This is a genomic window from Pseudomonas sp. A25(2017), from assembly GCF_002001065.1.
Classification (GTDB): Bacteria; Pseudomonadota; Gammaproteobacteria; order Pseudomonadales; family Pseudomonadaceae; genus Aquipseudomonas; species Aquipseudomonas kilonensis.
Map to the genome: position 1 here is coordinate 66,724 of NZ_MUOA01000061.1, position 18,736 is coordinate 85,459.

At 55.8% G+C, this 18,736-nt stretch carries 17 protein-coding genes and 1 other RNA gene; 11 read left to right on the forward strand and 7 right to left on the reverse strand.

The window, feature by feature from the left end:
• The first annotated feature begins 38 nt into the window (after positions 1–38).
• The 11 genes from B0E42_RS13980 (at position 39) to B0E42_RS14030 (ending at position 9,639) form a co-directional block, all read left to right on the forward strand.
• Positions 39–827, forward strand: coding sequence for an amino acid ABC transporter ATP-binding protein (locus B0E42_RS13980; protein WP_077506673.1), 789 nt, complete (start codon positions 39–41; stop codon positions 825–827).
• Complete coding sequence (locus B0E42_RS13985) at positions 827–1,483, forward strand: amino acid ABC transporter permease (protein WP_053178122.1); 657 nt, start codon at positions 827–829, stop codon at positions 1,481–1,483. The genes B0E42_RS13980 and B0E42_RS13985 overlap by 1 nt, the downstream gene beginning before the upstream one ends.
• Complete coding sequence (locus B0E42_RS13990) at positions 1,480–2,163, forward strand: amino acid ABC transporter permease (RefSeq protein ID WP_077506674.1); 684 nt, start codon at positions 1,480–1,482, stop codon at positions 2,161–2,163. The genes B0E42_RS13985 and B0E42_RS13990 overlap by 4 nt, the downstream gene beginning before the upstream one ends.
• Before the next feature lie 4 nt (positions 2,164–2,167).
• Positions 2,168–3,595: an amidase gene (locus tag B0E42_RS13995; protein ID WP_077506675.1), complete on the forward strand. Its 1,428-nt coding sequence runs from the start codon at positions 2,168–2,170 to the stop codon at positions 3,593–3,595.
• Positions 3,595–4,827 (forward strand): D-amino acid dehydrogenase, encoded by a 1,233-nt coding sequence (locus tag B0E42_RS14000; protein ID WP_077506676.1) that lies wholly within the window; start codon positions 3,595–3,597, stop codon positions 4,825–4,827. Before B0E42_RS13995 ends, B0E42_RS14000 begins: the two co-directional genes overlap by 1 nt.
• Before the next feature lie 26 nt (positions 4,828–4,853).
• Complete coding sequence (locus B0E42_RS14005; protein WP_077506677.1) at positions 4,854–5,222, forward strand: RidA family protein; 369 nt, start codon at positions 4,854–4,856, stop codon at positions 5,220–5,222.
• A 157-nt stretch (positions 5,223–5,379) separates the two neighbouring features.
• A complete protein-coding gene (locus B0E42_RS14010) occupies positions 5,380–5,697 on the forward strand; it encodes a transcriptional regulator (protein ID WP_077506678.1) in 318 nt (105 codons plus the stop codon).
• Positions 5,687–5,971, forward strand: a complete 285-nt coding sequence (locus tag B0E42_RS14015) for a DNA-binding transcriptional regulator (RefSeq protein WP_053178128.1) — start codon at positions 5,687–5,689, stop codon at positions 5,969–5,971. Before B0E42_RS14010 ends, B0E42_RS14015 begins: the two co-directional genes overlap by 11 nt.
• Positions 5,972–6,675: 704 nt before the next feature.
• Positions 6,676–7,770 carry a nucleoid-associated protein gene (locus tag B0E42_RS14020; RefSeq protein WP_077506718.1) on the forward strand — a complete coding sequence of 365 codons (1,095 nt, stop codon included), beginning with the start codon at positions 6,676–6,678 and terminating at the stop codon, positions 7,768–7,770.
• Positions 7,767–8,744: a GTP pyrophosphokinase family protein gene (locus B0E42_RS14025; RefSeq protein WP_077506679.1), complete on the forward strand. Its 978-nt coding sequence runs from the start codon at positions 7,767–7,769 to the stop codon at positions 8,742–8,744. Before B0E42_RS14020 ends, B0E42_RS14025 begins: the two co-directional genes overlap by 4 nt.
• 100 nt (positions 8,745–8,844) lie before the next feature.
• Positions 8,845–9,639 carry a hypothetical protein gene (locus B0E42_RS14030; RefSeq protein ID WP_077506680.1) on the forward strand — a complete coding sequence of 265 codons (795 nt, stop codon included), beginning with the start codon at positions 8,845–8,847 and terminating at the stop codon, positions 9,637–9,639.
• Positions 9,640–9,973: 334 nt separating this feature from the next.
• Here B0E42_RS14030 and B0E42_RS14035 read toward each other — a convergent pair whose 3' ends face one another.
• From B0E42_RS14035 to B0E42_RS14065, 7 genes are all read right to left on the reverse strand, one after another.
• On the reverse strand, positions 9,974–11,332 hold the full coding sequence (locus B0E42_RS14035; RefSeq protein ID WP_077506681.1) for a DUF4041 domain-containing protein: 1,359 nt from the start codon (positions 11,330–11,332) through the stop codon (positions 9,974–9,976).
• A gap of 693 nt (positions 11,333–12,025) precedes the next feature.
• Positions 12,026–12,421: a transfer-messenger RNA gene (gene ssrA / locus B0E42_RS14040) on the reverse strand.
• Positions 12,422–12,517: 96 nt separating this feature from the next.
• Positions 12,518–12,808, reverse strand: coding sequence for a hypothetical protein (locus B0E42_RS14045; RefSeq protein WP_018612910.1), 291 nt, complete (start codon positions 12,806–12,808; stop codon positions 12,518–12,520).
• 96 nt (positions 12,809–12,904) lie between these two features.
• Positions 12,905–15,772, reverse strand: coding sequence for an FAD-binding and (Fe-S)-binding domain-containing protein (locus B0E42_RS14050; protein ID WP_077506682.1), 2,868 nt, complete (start codon positions 15,770–15,772; stop codon positions 12,905–12,907).
• Positions 15,769–16,440, reverse strand: coding sequence for a lactate utilization protein (locus tag B0E42_RS14055; RefSeq protein ID WP_018612904.1), 672 nt, complete (start codon positions 16,438–16,440; stop codon positions 15,769–15,771). The genes B0E42_RS14050 and B0E42_RS14055 overlap by 4 nt, the downstream gene beginning before the upstream one ends.
• The gene (locus tag B0E42_RS14060; protein WP_077506683.1) at positions 16,437–17,894 is read right to left on the reverse strand and encodes a LutB/LldF family L-lactate oxidation iron-sulfur protein; all 1,458 of its coding nucleotides are present in this window, start codon (positions 17,892–17,894) and stop codon (positions 16,437–16,439) included. The genes B0E42_RS14055 and B0E42_RS14060 overlap by 4 nt, the downstream gene beginning before the upstream one ends.
• The gene (locus tag B0E42_RS14065; protein WP_018612901.1) at positions 17,891–18,715 is read right to left on the reverse strand and encodes a (Fe-S)-binding protein; all 825 of its coding nucleotides are present in this window, start codon (positions 18,713–18,715) and stop codon (positions 17,891–17,893) included. The genes B0E42_RS14060 and B0E42_RS14065 overlap by 4 nt, the downstream gene beginning before the upstream one ends.
• Positions 18,716–18,736: the final 21 nt, after the last annotated feature.

Sequence of the window (18,736 nt, forward strand, 5' to 3'; positions counted from 1 at the left end):
CTCATCGCCATGCCTATAACAAAAAGAGGTTAGTCAAAATGTCGAGCCCGTCTGACGCCGCCTTGCTGCGCGTGCACGAATTACACAAGAACTATGGCGATCTGGAAGTGCTCAAGGGCATCAGCCTGGAGTTGAAGCCCGGTGAGACCCTGTCGCTGATTGGCCCAAGCGGATCTGGAAAGTCCACCTGCCTGCGTTGCATCAATTACCTGGAAAAACCGACTAGTGGCGAGATCTGGCTGGGGAACGAGCTGATCGGGCAGGTCAAGGACGGTCAGCGTTTGCGCCTGATGAGTGACCGGGAGATGGCTGCGCAGCGCCGCGAGATCGCCATGGTGTTCCAGTTGTTCTATCTCTGGCCGCACTTGAACGTGCGCGATAACGTCGCGCTCGGTCCCATCAAGGCCCAAGGCATGCCGCGCAAGCAGGCGTATGAGTTGGCCGACGCGATGTTGGAAAAAGTCCATCTGCGGCACAAGGCCGAGTCTTATCCCGAGCAATTATCGGGTGGTCAGCAGCAGCGGGTCGCCATCGCCCGGGCTTTGGCCCAGCAACCGAAAGTGATTCTGTTCGACGAACCGACCTCGGCGTTGGATCCCGAGTTGGTCGGCGAAGTGTTGGCCGTGATTCGCGAGCTGGCGCAAGAGGGTCGCAGCATGATCATGGTCACCCACGAAGTGAGGTTTGCCCGCGATGTGGCGGATCGGGTGATCTTCATGGACGGCGGGCGCATTGTCGAACAGGGGCCGTCGGCGCAAGTGATCGACAACCCTTGTCACGAACGCACCCGCAGTTTTCTTGGGCGCATGGCTGTGGAGAGCGCTTGATGGCGAATCTGGAAACTTTCCTCGGGCTGTTGCCCCTGCTGTTGAAAGGCGCAATGAACGCGCTGGAAATCGCCCTCTGCACCTTGGTGCTGGCCAGCGCGGGCGGTCTGGTGCTGGCGGTTTTACTGACGTTCAGCCGATCGCGACTGGTACACGGCGCCATCGCCTGTTTCATCGAATGGATGCGCAATGTGCCTGCGCTGGCGCATCTGTTTCTGATCTACTTTGGGCTGTCCTATCTGGGAATCAATCTGCCCGCGTGGCTGGCGGCCATCGTCGGTTTGAGCCTGGTAGGCAGCGCCGTGCTGGCCGATACTTTCCGAGTTGGCCTGCAATCGCTGCACGTCGGCCAGCATGAAGCCGGGCAGGCCATCGGCCTGCACCGTATGCAAATTCTGCGTTACATCCTCTTGCCCCAGGCCCTGCGCGTTGCGTTGCCGGCCTATGCCAACTACGTCACGCAACTGATCAAGGACACGTCCATCGCCTCGGCCATTGCCGTGCCGGAAATCATGTTCCTGGCACGCAATCTGGTGACATCCACGTTCCAGACCTCGCTGATTTATCTGGCGGTGATGTGCATCTATGCGGCGATGATCCTGCCAATTGGCGTGGGCTTCATCCGACTTGAACGTCATCTGGGGGCGGCGCGATGATCAGTTTTTTCCAGCAATACCCGGAATACTGGAGCGACTGGATCGCGCGCCTGCTACTCGGCGCACGGGTCAGCGCCGAGCTGTCCCTGACAGGCTTCGCCCTGGCGGCGCTGTTGGGCGCGTTACTGGCCTGGGCGATGAAAAGTCCCAGCGTACTGCTCAAGCGTCTGGCGGTGTTCTTCATCCAGGGGATGCGTGCGGTGCCGCTCCTGGCGTTGCTGCTGGCACTGTATTTCACCTTGCCCAGCCTCGGGCTGACGCTATCGGGTTACTGGGCCGGCGCCATCGGTCTGGGCTTGCAGGGCTCGGCCTACGTCGCGGAAATCCTGCGCGGTGGACTGGACTCCTTGCATCGAGGCCAGCGTGAGGCGGCCATCGCCACCGGCCTGACGCCATTGCAAGCCTTCACCGCCGTGATCTTTCCGCAAGCCATTCGCGGCATGTTGCCGCCGTTGCTCAATGCCTACGTGTCGATTCTGAAGGACAGCTCCCTGTGCGCCCTGATCGCCACCGATGAGTTGATGCTGGCGGCCCGGGCCATCGCGTCCGAATCCTTTTTGCCGATGCATATTTTCCTGCTGGTGGGGCTGTTCTATTTCGTCATCGCTTTCCCTCTTTCTCTGTTAACGCGAGTGCTGGAAGTACGATTTTCTCGCGGACGCAAAACCATTCGAGGTTGAACACATGAACATCATGGATCGAACCGCTTCCCACAGTATTGGCCAGTTGCGGCAAGCGCTGGAGTCCGGAGCGCTCACGAGCGAGTCCCTGGTTTGCGCGCAACTGGAGCGGATCGAGCGCTTCAACGGTCAACTCAATGCTTATGTCGAGGCCTATCCCCAGCGTGCGCTCGGTGCCGCCATCGCGGCCGATCGGCAGCGGGCTGCCGGTGTCAACCTGGGGCCATTGCATGGCATTCCAATTGCGATCAAGGATTTGTTCGAGATCGACGGCAAGGCCATAACCGGTGGTTCGCTGGCACAGAAGCCGCGTATCTCGCGGCTCACCGCCACGGCCGTCCAGCGACTGGAGCGTGCCGGGGCGATCATCATGGGCAAGACCCACACCGTTGAATTTGCTTTCGGAGGGTGGGGCACAAATGCCGTGATGGGCACGCCGTGGAACCCATGGGACGCCGATGTGCATCGTGCTCCAGGCGGTTCCAGCAGTGGTTCAGCGGTGGCTGTGGCCGGCGGGTTGGCAAGCGCGGCATTGGGCACCGACACCGGCGGCTCGGTGCGGATTCCTGCGGGTATGTGTGGTCTGGTTGGCTTGAAAACCACGCGTGGGTTGATTAGCCGTCACGGTTTGATTGAATTGTGTCCATCGCTGGATTCGGTGGGGCCGATTACCCACACCGTCGAAGACGCCGCGTGGATGCTTGACGCGCTGCTGGGGCCGGACCCGCTGGATCCGGTTTCGGCCAAGTCGCCAGTGTTCAGCGCCGCAGCCACTTTGAACCTTCCGGTGGCCGGTTTGCGCATCTGGGTACTGCCACAGGCCGAACGCGTGCACATTGCGCCTGGCGTATTGGCAGCCTATGACCAGGGGCTTGAGCAATTGGCCGCACTGGGCATGCATCTGGTCGAACAGCCGCTACCGACTTCGCTGGAGCAGTGCATGCGCGTCGCCGGTGGCCTCATGAGTGCCGAAGGCTACGCCAGCCTTGGTAGCCTGTTCGAACGCGATGATCTGCGCTTCGATCCTCATGTGCAGCGTCGGGTACTGAGCGGGCGCGCCATCGACGCGGCGGCTTATATCCATTTGCACAATCAGCGACGTGTTGCCCGTCAAGCCATGGACGAGGCCATGTCCAATGTCGATGCCTGTGTATTCCCGACCAACGCCATTGGCAGTGTGCCGTTGAGTCAGGTCGATGAGTACGGTACGCCGCTGGCCTTGCTCGGCCGTTTCGCCAACCTGCTCAATCTCTGTTCAGTGGCGCTGCCGGTGGGCTTCGACGAACAACGTATGCCGGTCTCGATGCAGATCGTCGGGCGTGCTTTCGCCGAACCATTGGCCCTGCGGATCGCCCACGCTTACCAGCAAGTCAGTGATTGGCACCAACGGCGGCCTGTGGGTTGGGACCTCTCGGACAGGGTGGTGGCGTAATGGAAATCTGTGTCGTCGGCGCTGGAATCGTTGGCTTGAGCAGTGCCTGGTTTTTACACAAGGCCGGTCATAACGTTACCGTTATCGATCGTGCGGGGGAGGCAGGCATGGGAGCCAGCGCTGCCAATGGAGCGCAATTGAGTTACAGCTATGTGCAACCGCTGGCTGATCCCTCTCTGTTGCCGGGCATTCCGAAAATGCTGTTGGCGCGCAACGGACCGCTGAAGTTTTCGCCGCAATGGAGCGTGGAACAATGGCGCTGGTGTGTGGCGTTTCTCGCGGCCTGCCGTACGTCCATTTCGCGCCAGACCACTGTCGAGCTGCTGGAACTGGCGCAGGAAAGTCGGCTGGCGCTGGACGCCTTCATCAGTCAGGAAAAGGTGCAATGCGATTTCGCCCGTACCGGAAAACTGGTTCTCTACCCCGATGCGGAAAGCCTGCGCAAGGCCGGCGATCAGGTGAAATTCCAGGCCGCCCAAGGCGCCAAACAACAAAAAATCCTCAGCCCCGCCGAAGCCTTGTCGATCGAACCTGCACTTGAGGGCTATAAAAAGGCGTTTCACGGCGCGATCCATACCGACAGCGAATGCGCGGTCGATGGGCGCAAGCTTTGCCAGGAGCTTGCGAGATTATTGAGCAAGCAGGGTGTGCGTTTTCTGTTCGACAGTGAGGTTGCCGCTTTCCGACGTGAACGCGGGCGCATCACCGCGTTGGAGATCCACCACGCCATCGAAGGCCCAGCGCTTTTAGGAACGCAGGCGGTCGTGCTGGCGGCTGGTGCTTACAGTGCGGGGTTGTTATCTGCGTTCGGTGTGCGCATGCCGGTCTACCCGCTCAAGGGGTACAGCATTACGTTGCCGATCACTGATTCGATGAATGCACCGACGGTCAGCGTCACTGACATGCGGCGTAAAACAGTGTTCGCCCGGATCGGTGATCGCTTACGCGTCGCAGGGATGGTCGAGTTGTGTGGGCTGGACGCGTCGATTCCCGTTAAGCGTATCGAACAACTGAAAGCCTCGACGCAGGCATTGTTCGGTTCGGGATGGAACACCGATGATTGTCAGCCCTGGACCGGTTGGCGTCCGGCGACCCCCACCGGGCGGCCGATTCTGGCGGTCAGTGGTTGTGACAACCTGTACGTCAATAGCGGCCAGGGTGCGCTGGGCATGACCTTGGCATTTGGTAGTGCCCAGCGTCTGGTCCGGTTGATCGGTAGCGCAGCGCCTTAACGTTCTCAATTCAGGGAGTAAACCCGATGGCAACGATTCAACGTTTTCAGAGCAGCGTGCGGATGTCCGGTGTGGTCAGTCACGGCGATCTGCTTTACCTCTCCGGCCAGGTGCCCACTGATCTACAGGTTGGCATTGAAGAGCAGACGCAGCAGGTGCTGGCCAAGATCGAAGCCTTGTTGTCGCTGGCGGGCAGCGACAAGGGCCAGCTTTTGAGCGCACAGATCTGGCTCAAGGAGATTGATCGTGATTTCGCGCTGATGAATTCGGTGTGGGACGCCTGGCTGCCAGCGGACAGTGCTCCGGCACGGGCCACTGTTCAGGCACGTCTGGCGCGGCCTGAGTTGCTGGTGGAGATTATGGTTGTAGCAGTGAGATCTGCTTCTGGTGTTTGAGAGGGGGCGGGGCGATTCATTCATTCGGGCACAAAAAAGGCACTTGCGTTAGCTGCTAAGTGCCTGAGCCACAGGAAGGTGACCTGGATGATAAACGTGGAAGCATCCGACCAGCGCGTCTTGCATGGCTATACGGCCATGCCGTATATTTTTGGCAATGTATACGATCATCGAAACCGAAATTTTCAAACGTTACGCTGAATCGATATGGCGTGATGACGAGCGTCAGGAGTTCATCACCTGGTTGGCTGCAAACCCGTTAGCTGGCGATGTGATTCCCGGCTGTGGTGGGTTGCGCAAGGTGCGATGGTCTCGTGGCGGGATGGGTAAGCGTGGTGGTACGCGGGTTATCTACTACAACGCGCTTCCTGAAGGCCACATCTGGTTGCTGATAGCCTACGCCAAGGCGAAGTTCGACAACCTGCCGACCGCCTTCCTGAATCAATTGAAAGAGGAGATCAGCAATGGATCATGAAATGGAGAACTTTCAAAAAGACTTGTTGGCTTCGGTACGCCAAATGAAAGCTGGCAAGGCGGCACGCACAACCGAGGTGACGCTTTCGGCTGCGGCTGAGGCCAGGGCTAAAGTCGGTGTATCTCAAAGTGCATTTGCCGAGCTGCTGGGAGTCAGCCTGCGTACATTGCAGGATTGGGAGCAAGGTCGTCGGCGACCTGCCGGTGCGGCACAAACCCTATTAAGGGTTGCAAGCCAGCACCCAGAAGCACTGCGAGACCTTCAAGCCATCTGACGTTTAATTACGTCGAGCCGTGAATTCCAGGCACAAAAAAAGACGTCCGTGGACGTCTTTTTTATCGAGTTGGTGGGCCGGGGTAATCTGAAATAAGGAGGTAACCATTTGATTTTAATTGATATATTAATATCGCATTTTTTGATGGAATACCATTTGGAATACTCAAAGCCAATACCCTGCCCGGAGTTGCAGCTCACCGGGGGAAAAGTACTTACTCCGTGAGATGAGAGCGGAAGGGAGATCGAAAAAGTAAAATAGCCCACCTCTGTTTTCGAGCATCTCAGCAGTTACCGGCGCTTGTGACGTAACACGAAGGCCTTAGCTACATTGAGCGCAGCGACCACCCAATTCAGGCTGGGCATAGAACTCACCTTCTATCTGGTGCTCGCGAGCCACATAGTCCCACTCGACAACTGGTCTCTCCCGCAAAAAAACAGCACGATTTTATGCGAAACGATTGCGTGGTCGCTGCTTGGCCCTGGGCAAACCTTTTCCCCTTGCCGATGGCTAAGCAGGGTAGTACATTTGAATGGGTGGCTAAATGCCATAAGGACTGATGGGTTCAAGGATTAGTTTTTGATTAAAAGATATCTTCCTGCCAAGAATAAACCATCACTCTTTCTAGTGTCTATTGGGCTGCTATTTATAGCGCCTGTTTTTTACATTTTAATAATTATAATGTCGTAATGTCCGGGGTGGGTATGGAGCTTTCAAATCTAACAATAGGTAGAATTATCATTCATCAGATTTTTCGCCGGGGTGAAGATGCGGAAAAAATAGAACCTATCCGGAGTCGTGATTTTACTCGGTTCGATCTAACTGCAATGGAGGCATTTAAGGGCAGGGTTCGTGATGCTCTTGGCAGTGGTTCAAAAGCAGTCCAAATGGAGATTGTCAACCAGGGGGCAAATGACCTTCCAGTTATCATTGATCGTTTGGTTGATATGAATGATGCGGATTTTGCCTTTACCTCATACGACGTAGCAACCAAACTCAACGATGCTCAGCATCGGAAGGCTATTCCGGGGGGGATTGTTGTTGTATTTTCGGGACGCCAGGGTCACCCATTAAAGAGTTTCATTGGTATAATTAAAGCTGAAATTCATAGTGCTTATGAGAAAGAAGTAAATCAACGGACTAACGAGATTTCATTGAAGTTTGTTGAGGAGGTTTTGTTGACGCCTGGTACAAAGCTTTACAAAACAGCTGGATTTTTTGAAAGGGCTACTATCGAGGCTTCTAATGAGGACCTTAATGCGCGATGGGTAGTAATGGTCTCCGATAATCAGATCAGCCAGGCAGACGGCAAAGCTGCAGCTCAATACTTTTATTCGGGCTTTTTAGGATGTGGATATCCGCAAACTAGCGCCAGGACAACCCGTCAGTTTTATGAGGAAGCGAGCGAGTTTATTTCGAATTTGCAAGTTTCAGCTTCAGATAAAAACGATTTTTTAAACGCCCTGACGACATATTTGAAGGTCAGCAACTCTTCCACGGTTAGCTGTGTGGATTTTGCCTCCCAGTATTTTGATGTGGATACTCAAGACGTTTTCTGCGATTATATGTATGAGGCTGGAATTCCCGAAATCGCTTTCACCAAAGACACTGCCCAAATTGAGAGCAAGCTAAAATTTAGAAAGGTTAATTTTGGTGGTAATGTTAAAATTACCGCGCCATCTGAAGCATTTAAAAATTTGGTCACTATTGAAACTATCGATGGCGATCCTGATGAGGCCGGAAATCCTACAGAGTGGACTAAGGTGATTATCAAAGAAAAAGTGGTCGGTCAAGAATGAACGAAGAGGAATTCAAAGCTAGGTGGCATAATGAGAAGCCCGTGTATCAGGCTTGGGGGGATTATGTTGTAGCCAAGATTAGCAATGAATTAACCTCTCTCGGAAAAGATGTAAATGTCTTCCTTAAGGTGCCTGCTAAAACTAGGCTCAAAGATGATTCGTCGTTGATAGACAAAGCTTTTAATCGTAAGAAATCTTACAAAGATCCCTATAATGATATCGAGGACAAGGTAGGCGCTCGCTTCGTTGTTCTCTTGCTTGATGATGTTGATCTGATATGCAGCGTGGTCCAGGATCTAGGCGATTGGGCGTTTGACGCATGTAAGAATTTCAAAGAGGATATGAGGACTAATCCTTTACTGTTTACATATAAATCTGTCCATTATATTCTGCGGCCGAAGAAAGATTTTGAGTATAATGGGTTTGTGATACATGCGGATGTTGCCTGTGAGTTGCAGATTCGCACTTTGCTACAGCATGCACACTCTGAGCTTACTCATGACTCTATCTATAAGTCTGAGCGTGAAGTTCGTCCGGAAGTGCATCGGACTGTAGCCAAAAGTATGGCTCTCATTGAGACTACTGACGAGTTTTTCTCGCAGGCCACTAAGTTAATTAATTATGGGCCATTTCAGGAGTTTGAGATAGGTGGTCGATTGGACTCGATCTACAAAAATTTGGTGGGGCTTATGGCTCATAATCAGAAATCCTCATTCGTTGTTTGGAGTGAGTACGAGTATTTTATTAGTGCTGATTTAGTTGATGGCATAGCTAAATTGCTGGCTAAAAGGCCGGACTTAGTTGATAGGGTTTCTGAAAAATATTCGATAAACGTATTCTATCAGCAATCCGTTGTTTTCTTTTTGTATTGGATGTTGCTTAAGCGCAAACAGAGATTGATTAAAGATTGGCCGTTGGATGAGTCAATATTAAATATGCTTGCTAACGATGCGGGCGTTAGCCTGAATGAATGAGCTCCTGATTCTAGCATAAAAGGGGGCTGATTTATTTTCTGAGAATAAATCAATCTCCTTTTTTCTACATCCAGACAACAATCCTCACTAAGAATAAATCATGGCCTTTCAAAAGAAAACCAAACAAAAAATAGCTTCCTATGTGGAGGCCCACCTCCCAGATGAGGAGTATTATAAAAACTACTTTTGGTTTATTTCCGACGCTGCGCTAAAAATACGTCTCGCAGACGAATTCAAAACTGCCAGATATATCTATAAGCTACTGGAGGGGCTGCAAGTTAAGGATGAGCTCTTGGTGGCTCAATGCAAGATCCAAATATTGCTTTATGCATCCATTTATGAGGCAGTCCTCCACCATATACTGCTACAAGATTACGCATCTACACCTGAGGTTATAAATCTTACGACGTACGAACATAAAAAACGAATTAATGTTTCTCAGGTTATCCTTGGGAGAATTCAAACGCAATATAACCCTGTAGGTGCTATCTCAGTTTTCGAAAATGAGAAGCGCAGTGTAGATGAGCGAAAAATCGTATTTGAAGACAAAGCTGAAACGGCGAGGCAGTTGGGCCTCATCGATCTAAAGATTAAGGGCGTGATCTGCGATGTCTACAGCATGAGAAATGCGATTCATCTACATGCGGAAATACGCCGCGGTGTTACCTATGACCTTGAAGCAGCCCAAAAAGCGTACTGGCATCTCCAAGGATTCACCACGCAGGTCGGCGATAAATTAAGTCGGGATGGGAAAGCCACTCGCCCTATACCTTTAATAAAAGTTGGAAGGAATCGTATTCAGACGTGCCGTAAAAGCTGGCTAAGAAAAATTTTACACTGGCTCTCTCCACTGTTAACGCGATGGAATAAGTCGGTCAGAGCTTGGCTGAACTAGAGCGAAGTCGGGGATGACCGGGAGACACGCCCCCAGTTTAGTAGACGCTTTAGATATCTGCTTTTGACCGATTCTGTTGAAAAAAACGGTCATGGTTTCCATGGCAGAAAAGTACGCGCTTGAGATTGAAATCTTTACTTTGAGCAGAGGATTCCGGGCTCAGATTCCTCATGGCTGCGTGCAAAAAGGGCGTTTTCAGCAGTCGGTATGCGGGCAGTCTGGAAGGACCGACTTTTTCAACACAATCGGCCTAAAGGGGGCGTTTCCGTCTTTGTGCTTGTTGGATGGGCCCGTCGCAACCCGAGCCCAACAAACGTGCTTCCAATCGGTAATTTCAGCTTTGTGCCGCAAGTCGTTCCGATTGCTGGATTGCGGGTTTTGGCAATGCCATGCGCAGGCTTTCGCGATACTGTTCCGCCGGTGCTTCGTGGGTAACCTCGACAACAGAATCGTAATTTTCTCGAATGACCGACTCAATCTCAGCAATGTCCGCGCGGAAGAACTCCTTGCGCCCGTTAACCTTGTTGAGGCGACCTACGGCAAAGCGTTCGTGCAGTTTTGCTTCCAATGCGGGAGCGTTATTCGAGAAGACCATCGCATGCACGTCAAACCAAAACGGTACCGACGCATCACCCAGCTCATCAACTCGATCCATGGGCTCCAAGCGGCGTGTCATACCGATCTTGTAAATCCCTTCTCCGAATGCCCCTAGGTTGGAGATCACGTACACATAGCCGGCCTTGGCATTCTGTTCGCGATAGTCAATGAGCTTTTCTTCGCTCTCTAGCTCGGCTCGGCCCGCTTCGACCTCGGCTAGCTTCGCCAGTAAGGCGGCACGCTCTTCTTCAGATCCTACTTTGTCCAGGCGAGCCTGGAGGTCGCGCATGGCGGTCGTAAAGTGTTTGCGCTCCTTGGCTATCTTCTCCCGGGCTGCGCGAATCTCCTGCTCCAGCTTCTGTTGTTCTCGCAACTCTTCTCGGGCGCGCTTCGCTTCTTCCTTTTCCTCTTGCTTCTTGATCTGAAACTCTTGGGCAAGGTGCAGTTCATCGAGCTTGAGGCTCAAATAAGCGCGCGATATCTCTACGCTCATAATCTTGCCAAGGCGGTTGCAGGTTTCGAACGATTTGAGAATTCGTTTCTCGCCCAGTTCGACGTTGTCAAATTTAACGTTGTCCACACAGACATCGGCTTCGTTGTTGAACGAGCGAATCACCAGCTTGATCATGTCGTTAACGAGCTTCCGACCTTGAGCCTTGCTGTCGTTGACCGTCCAGTCCATGTTCCCGGTCGCTGCCTCCCCGCCCTTAATCATCGCTTTCTGACGCTCGCGGACACTTTCCAGTCGGGACTTGTATTCTTGGCTGGTGGTTAGCTTGAACTTGGGTTCATAGAGCGCAAAGCTTTCCAGCAGTAACGTCTCCTCCCATACGAGTATCTGCCCCTGCAAATCAGAGGAGCGTTGCGCTAGCGCAGCCACCTCCTGCTCAGCGCGCAGAGCTTCTTGGCGGACGGCAGTAAGCCTCTCTTTCTCTTGCTCGATTAGCTTCTGAACCTCCAAGACGTCCATGGCGCCGATCTTCGTAGTGAGCGCTTGGAGCTGCGCATATTGCGTTTGGAGATCCGCAAGCTGGGCTTCCAAATCATCCGCGCGTTGCCGGTGGGCGGGGCCTTTCCAATAGTCGCTAAGGGACACGGGTTCCTTCCTCGTTTCTGAATCAAATGGTCTTTCAGTTCCAAACCAACGCAGCTGCCTTTACAGCGCAAAGCGTGAAGGCCGGCTGCATAGTGATTCAATCGCTTTCAGCGTTGATATGCATCGGGTCGGGGTGGGGCTCGTCAGGAAGGAAGGCGAAAATGCAGAGACTTCTTTCCTTGTGTGGCGCGCCATTATTAGGCCATACCTGGCTAGAATGAGCTGAAACAGCCATTCGTGCAAATCGTTGATGTGCTTGGGGCTGACAACCTTCCATGATGGAATGCGCGACGCAGCAAGCAAGTTTTCAGGTTGACTCCCGGCCGGGAACGTTTGCTAAGCCAAAATTACTCAACGACAGGAGAAGCTCTTAAAGAGTTGGTAGATAACGTATGGGGTGCGGATGCAGAAGAGATGGTACGTGCATTAAAAAAGGCAGTGTCCACTCAAAGGCTTAGACTTGGCGGCTTTGATTTTTATGTCTGAAAGGCGTGTGGCTCGGGCTCCCATGGGTACTCCAACGCTGTTTGTGTATTCCAAAATTTACCAGTCATGGGCTTGGAATACGCCTTGGAATACATTTCAAAATGGATCTGCCTGAAGCGCTGTGGAGCTCAATGGCCCTGAAACCCCCGTATTTACTGGATTTCAGGCACAAAAAAAGACGTCCGTGGACGTCTTTAGATGATGAAGTGGTGGAGCCGGGGGGATTTGAACCCCCGTCCGCCAGTACTCCGCTGTCGGTACTACATGCGTAGCCGTGTCTATTAAGTTAACCCTCAGCGACCCGACGGGCAGGGTGCTTTGGGCGAGTTGTGTAAGTTTTAGCCGATTCGTCCACAACGTACTGCACGGCGATTCCGTTCTATATGACAATCACTTTGGGTTTACGGACATCCCCTAATGATTGCTGGACCCGAAGGTACCAGAAGCTCAGGTCTAAGGCTGCTTACGCAGCGATAGCGAATTCCTGGCCGTAGTTTTCGTCATTGGCAACTATAGAAGTTGCAACAGTGGATTTACGAGTTCTGTTACCAACTCGGCATGCACCTAAAGTTTCGCAACCGGCGTCGAATCCTAAACGGCCCCGAACCTGTCGCTCCATGAAGCTGGAGGAGTGACAGGCATTTGCAGTGTACGCCAATCCGCGTCTGAGGCCAACCCGAAGGTTGGCCGCACGCGACATTACTGCTGATCGCCTTTGGTGTTGTTCTGCAGTTTCTGAAGAGCTTGGGTGGTCAGCGAGATGCAATTCTTGCTGCCTTCCTCGGTGCCTTTGGCTTGTTCGGCCGTGGCCTGCCCGACGGTGGCGTCGATATCGGTTTTCATGCTTTCGCTCATCTGCTCGGTGCTGACTTTCGCATCCCTGATTTTTTGCAGATTGATCTGGCAAAGGTCTGCCTGGCTATTTGCAAACACCGGAGAGGCCAACATCGCAGCGGAAATGAACAAGCCAGCAAGTGCGGTGCGCTTCATGTGTATCTCCTTGAACGTAGGGTCTCGGTGCCGCTGGACAGTCGCGGCCAGGCCGAGTCGGTGGATGGCCCAGCGCAGCCGGGCCTATTCAAGTGACTACAGCGACGCGCAGGAATTCGATTTTTCTTCGAGTCCCATTGTCGGGCCCTCACCGTTGGCGGGTTTGGGACGGGTGACACGGTCTACCAGATACACCAGCCCGTGGTAGTCAATTGCGCCGTGTTGGGTAAGACCGATCTCACAGGTGCGGCTGGTGGAAATCCCTTCGCTGCAATGCTGTACCGCGTCCTTCAGTGAGCGCAGCGAGTGGGCATTGAGCTCTGGCGTGGAGAAGCCCTTGTCGCCGGCGAAACCGCAACAATGGATGCCTTCGGGGATGACCACGTTTTTACTGCACTGGCGCGCCAGGTCGATCAGCGCCTGGCTTTCGCCAAGGTGCTGCGTGCTGCACGTGACGTGCACGGCGATGGGCGCTTCTTGGGGGGTGAAGTCGAGACGATCCATCAGATGGGTGCGGATGAAGCGCACGGGGTCATACAGATCCAGGCGCACGTCGCCAAGGTCCTGGACCAGCCGCAATGTGCAGGGGCTGGTGTCACAGTAGATAGGGTCGAGCCCGCCACGACTGGCGTGCAGCAAGGCGCCGATCAGTTCCTGGCGTTTGTGCTCGGCCTGTTCCGTGTAGCCTTTGGACGCAAAGGGCTGGCCGCAGCAGAGGCTGTCCACGTTGTCTGGAAAGACCACTTGATAACCGGCCTTTTCCAGCAGGCCGCGGGTCTTGTCGTACAGCGACATCTGCTCCTTGTCCGCTGCTGCCGGGCCCATGACCCGCGACACGCATGCCGCCAGGTACACGACCCTCGGACGTTCGTCCGACACGGCGGGGCTGAAACGGATGGCCTTTTCCGACTGGGGCATGGCGTTGGTCCACTGTGGCACCTGGCCCTTGGACAGGCGCGTCAATGAGGCCGACAGTCTCGCCAGGCGAGGCGCGCCCAGCAGCATGCGCGCACCGTTGGCGACGTGGAGGGCGAAGCGCGCGCCTTGCAGTGTGGTGGCGAAATTTCCTTCAATCCAGTTGGCGGTTTTCGTCTTCGTCGCGTCACGGCTGCGCAGTTTTTTCACCAGTTCGCCGGTATTGATGCCTACCGGGCAACGCTGTGCACACAGGCCCGTGGCGGCGCAGGTATCGATGCCCTGGTATTGGTAGGCACGTTCCAGTTCGGTGGTGTCCGTGCCGGCGCGTTTTTTGGCTTGGATATCCCGCCAGATCACGATGCGCTGGCGCGGGCTCAAGGTCAGGTCCTTGGACGGGCACACCGGCTCGCAAAAACCGCACTCGATGCACTTATCCACAATTTCATCGGCGGCCGGCAGCGGTTTGAGGTGCTTGAGGTGGATCTGCGGGTCTTCGCTGAGCACCACGTCCGGGTTGAGGATGCCGTTGGGATCGAGCAGGCGTTTGAGCTGCCACATCAACTGATAGGCGTCACTGCCCCATTCCAGTTCGACGAACGGCGCCATGTTGCGTCCGGTGCCGTGTTCGGCTTTCAGCGAGCCGCCGAATTCCACTGCCACCAACTGCGCCACGTCGTCCATGAACGCCTGGTAGCGTGCGACTTCTTCAGGGTTGTTGAAGCCTTGGGTGAAGACAAAGTGCAGATTGCCTTCCAGCGCGTGTCCGAAAAGGATCGCTTCGTCGTAGTGATGTTTGTCGAACAGCTCGATCAGGCGGTTCACGCCAATGGCCAGTTGTTCCACCGGAAAGGTCACGTCTTCGATGATTACCGTGGTTCCGGTTTTGCGTACTGCTCCGACGGCTGGAAAGGTGTCTTTGCGGATCGCCCAGAGCCGGGCGTTTTCCCGTGGGTCCTCGGTAAAGTCGACCTGTTTTTCCACCGGGAAACCGGCCAGTGAGGCCATGATCCGGGCCAGTTGTTCTTGCAGTAAAGGCGAGGAAGCGGCGCGGGATTCGATCAGCAAGGCGCAGGCATTGGTCGACAGATGCTGTACGAAATCCGGCATGCCCGGTTTGTCCTGCACCGAGCGCAGGCTGCGGCGATCCAGCAGCTCCACGGCCGAGACTGGCTGGCTTTTCAGCACGGTGACGGCGTTGCAGCAGGTCTCCACATCGGGGAACACAATCAGGGCCGAAGCCTTGTTCGGATGGTCGATAACGGTGTTGTAGGTCACCGCGCTGATGAAGCCGAGGGTGCCTTCGGAGCCGACCAGCAGGTGGCTCAAGATATCCACAGGCTCGTCGAAGTCCACCAGGGCATTGAGTGACAGGCCGGTGGTATTTTTCAGACGGTATTTATGCCGGATTCGCGCAGCCAGTTCAGTGTTGGCGCGGGTCTCGCGGCCCAGAGTCGCCAGGCGTTCCAGCAGTTCGCCATGGCTCGTACGAAAAGCCGCCACGCTGCTGTTGTCTTCAGTGTCCAGACGCGTGCCGTCGGCCAGCACCAGGCGGATGCCGGCCAGGGTGTGATAGGTGTTCTGTGCCGTGCCGCAGCACATGCCGCTGGCGTTGTTGGCGACGATGCCGCCGATTTTGCAGGCATTGATCGACGCCGGATCTGGGCCGATCTTGCGCCCGAACGGCGCCAGCCAGGCGTTGGCCTGGGCGCCGATCACGCCGGGTTGCAAACGAATCTGCAGGCCTTGCTCGCGAACCTCGCGCCCGTTCCAGTTATCCCCGAGCACAATCAGCACCGAGTCGCTGATGGCTTGCCCGGACAGGCTGGTGCCGGCGGCGCGGAACGTGACCGGGACCTGGTCGCGTTGGGCCAGTTTCAGCAGCGCAATCACTTCATCTTCGGATTCGACGCGCACCACCAGTTTCGGAATCAACCGGTAGAAACTGGCGTCGGTGCCGAAGGCCAAGGTCGACAGCGGATCGTCGAAACGGCGTTTCTGCGGGATCAGTTGTTGGACGTCGTGTAGGAAAGGGGCCGGAAGGGTCATTGGTCCTCCAGAATCAAAACCACCAGATCCTTCGGACCATGGGCGCCATAGGCCAGGATTTGCTCGATATCGGCGGTTTTCGACGGGCCCGATACCAGCAGGGCGTTGGTGGGCATGCCTTGGGCCCACTCGAATTCCTGCTGCACTTCATAGAAGTTGTCACGGATTTCGCTGGCCTTGAGCAGGGCGAAATGCACCGGTGGCACCAGGCTCATCAGTCGCGGCTCTTCCCGGGTTGGCCAGAGAATCAGGCTGCCGGTGGCGGCGATGGCGCCAAGGGTTCCGGTGAGGCTGGCGGGGGTGTCGTTGAACAACTCGGCTTTCCACTCTTCTACCGGGCGGTCGTAGGCCTTGAGGGTTGGCAGGTCCGGATGGTTCGCCCAGAACTGTGTGATTTTTTCCCCGTGCGCGGTGGTCGGGGCGATGAGCAGGCTCGGCAATTGACGGTCGCGCAGCAATTGCGCGAGCAGGGCCGGCCAGCCTTCGTCGGACGTCAGATGGATTTCGGTGTGCACCGCCTCCATCAGCTTGCGCAATTGCGGGATACGCTCCTCGGGCGCATAGCGATAGGTTTGCGTCACCAGCTCGACGTCGAAGTTGTCGGCAACGGGCGTGGCGCCGGTCAGGCTTTTACGCAGCTTGGCGAGGATATTGTCCTTGGCGCTCATCGGCGGTCTCCCTGCTGGTTCAGGTGTTCGCGGGCCAGGTCATGCAATGAGCGGGCGGCGGGTTTGGGGGCGCTGTGGTTCTGGGTCCATGGGCCGATGTTGTTGGGCGTCAGGGCGCGCAGGCGCGTGGCGAGGAACCCGAACAGCCGATACAACCGTGGCGAACTGTTGAGCCGAGCCCAGGCATTCCAGATGAAGCGTTCCTTGGGCGAGTATTTGCTGCCCTGGCCGCGCACCACCTGATGGGGGCTGTCCGGCGCCTTGACGTTTTCTTCCCGCAGCCGCCGGAGCAAAGCCGGAATCGGAATCTTCACCGGACACACTTCACCGCAGGCACCGCACAGTGAAGACGCGCTCGGGTGGTCCGGCACCTTGGCCAGGCCGACCATGTGCGGCGTGATGATTTTTCCGATGGGTCCCGGGTAAACCTCGCCGTAGGCATGACCGCCGATTCGGGTATAGACCGGGCAATGATTCATACACGCGCCGCAGCGAATGCAGTTCAGCGTCTGGCGCAATTCACTGTCGGCAAACGCCTGGCTGCGACCGTTGTCGAGCAGGACCAGGTGGACTTCCTGGGGGCCGTCCAGTTCGTCGGCCTTGCGCGGGCCGGAGATCATGTTGACGTAGGTGGTGATGGGCTGGCCGAGGGCCGAACGGGTCAGCAGCGACAGCAGTGGCACGACGTCGCGCAGGTTCTCGACGGCTTTTTCGATGCCGGTCACGGCAATGTGCACCGGCGGCACGGTGGTGGACATCCGCCCGTTGCCTTCGTTTTCCACCAGCAGCAGCGTGCCGGTTTCGGCGACGGCGAAGTTGACGCCGGAGACGCCGATGTCGGCCTCGAAAAATTTCTGCCGCAATACCTTGCGACCGATCTGAATGAGTTGGTCAACGTCCTTGGTGTACTCCACGCCGAGTTTGTCGTGGAACAAGGACGCGACCTGACCGGCATTCTTGTGGATCGCCGGCATAATGATGTGTGAAGGCTTCTCGTGGTCGAGCTGGACGATGTATTCCCCCATGTCGGACTCAAGACATTCAATGTCCCGAGCCTCGAGGAAATGGTTCATCTCCATCTCTTCGCTGACCATCGATTTGCCCTTGATCACTTGCCGCGCCTCGTGAGCGCGGATGATCGAGAGGACGATGCCGTTGGCTTCGTCCACCGTTTCCGCCCAGTGCACGTTCACACCGTTGCGGGTCAGGTTGCTTTCAAGTTGCTCGAGCAGGTCGGGCAGCTTGGATAACGCACGGGCGCGGACGGCATTGCCCAGCACACGCAGGTGTTCTCTTTCGTGGGCATCGCTGAAGGACGTTGCCCGTTTGGTCATCAGTGAATCCATCGCGCTGCGAAAGTTGTTTCGCAGTTGCGTGTCGTCCAGGGCCTTGTGGGCTCGGGCGCGAAAATCTTCCTGCACCTCAACGGTCGGAATCAGCGTCGGCGTGCTCATGCGACACCTCCGCTACGCTGCCAGAGGAAGCTCGCCAGGTGTTGGCCGCGTAACGCCTCCTGCTGTTTTTCCAGTGCGCCGTTGATGTTCATCAGGCAGCCACAATCGGCGCTGATGACCTTGTGCGCGCCGGATTCCTTCAGCGCTCGGGTCTTGTCGGCCACCATCGCGCCGGAAATATCCGGCATGCGAACGCTGAACGTCCCACCAAAACCACAGCATTCGCTTTCGTGGCTGTGTTCGACTCGCTCCACATTGCGCAACTGCGCCAACAACGCGCGGCCGTGCAGGTGGGTGTTCATTTCACGCCGTGCCGAGCAGGACGTGTGCAGCGCGACCTTCACTGGCTCACCGCTGTCGTTCAACTGCACCTTGCAGACAAACAGCAGGAATTCAGCCAACTCATAGGTGCGGGCCGCCAGGGCCTGGACCTGCTTGAGGGTTTGCGGCTCGTCCTTGAACAGGTCGGCGTAATGCTCGCGCAGCATGCCGGCGCAGGAGCCCGAGGGCACGACCACCGGATAGTCTTCGGCAAACAGGGCCAACTGCGCCCGTGCCACCGTCCGCGCCTGCTCGGTGTAGCCCGAGGTGTAGGCCGGTTGGCCGCAGCAACTTTGCCCTTGCGGGTAGTCCACCCGGATTCCTTCGCGCTCCAGCAGATGAATCGCATCCATCCCGGCTTCGGGATAGAACAGGTCCACCACGCAAGTGCCGAACAGGTAGACCCGTTGCGGTTTTTCGCTGGGGTACTGCCGAGGTTCGGGCAATGGCGGGGCGACACGGGTCGCGTTCGGCACGGCGTTGTAAAAAAGCTCGCTCATCAGGCGTGTCTCCGGGTGGTC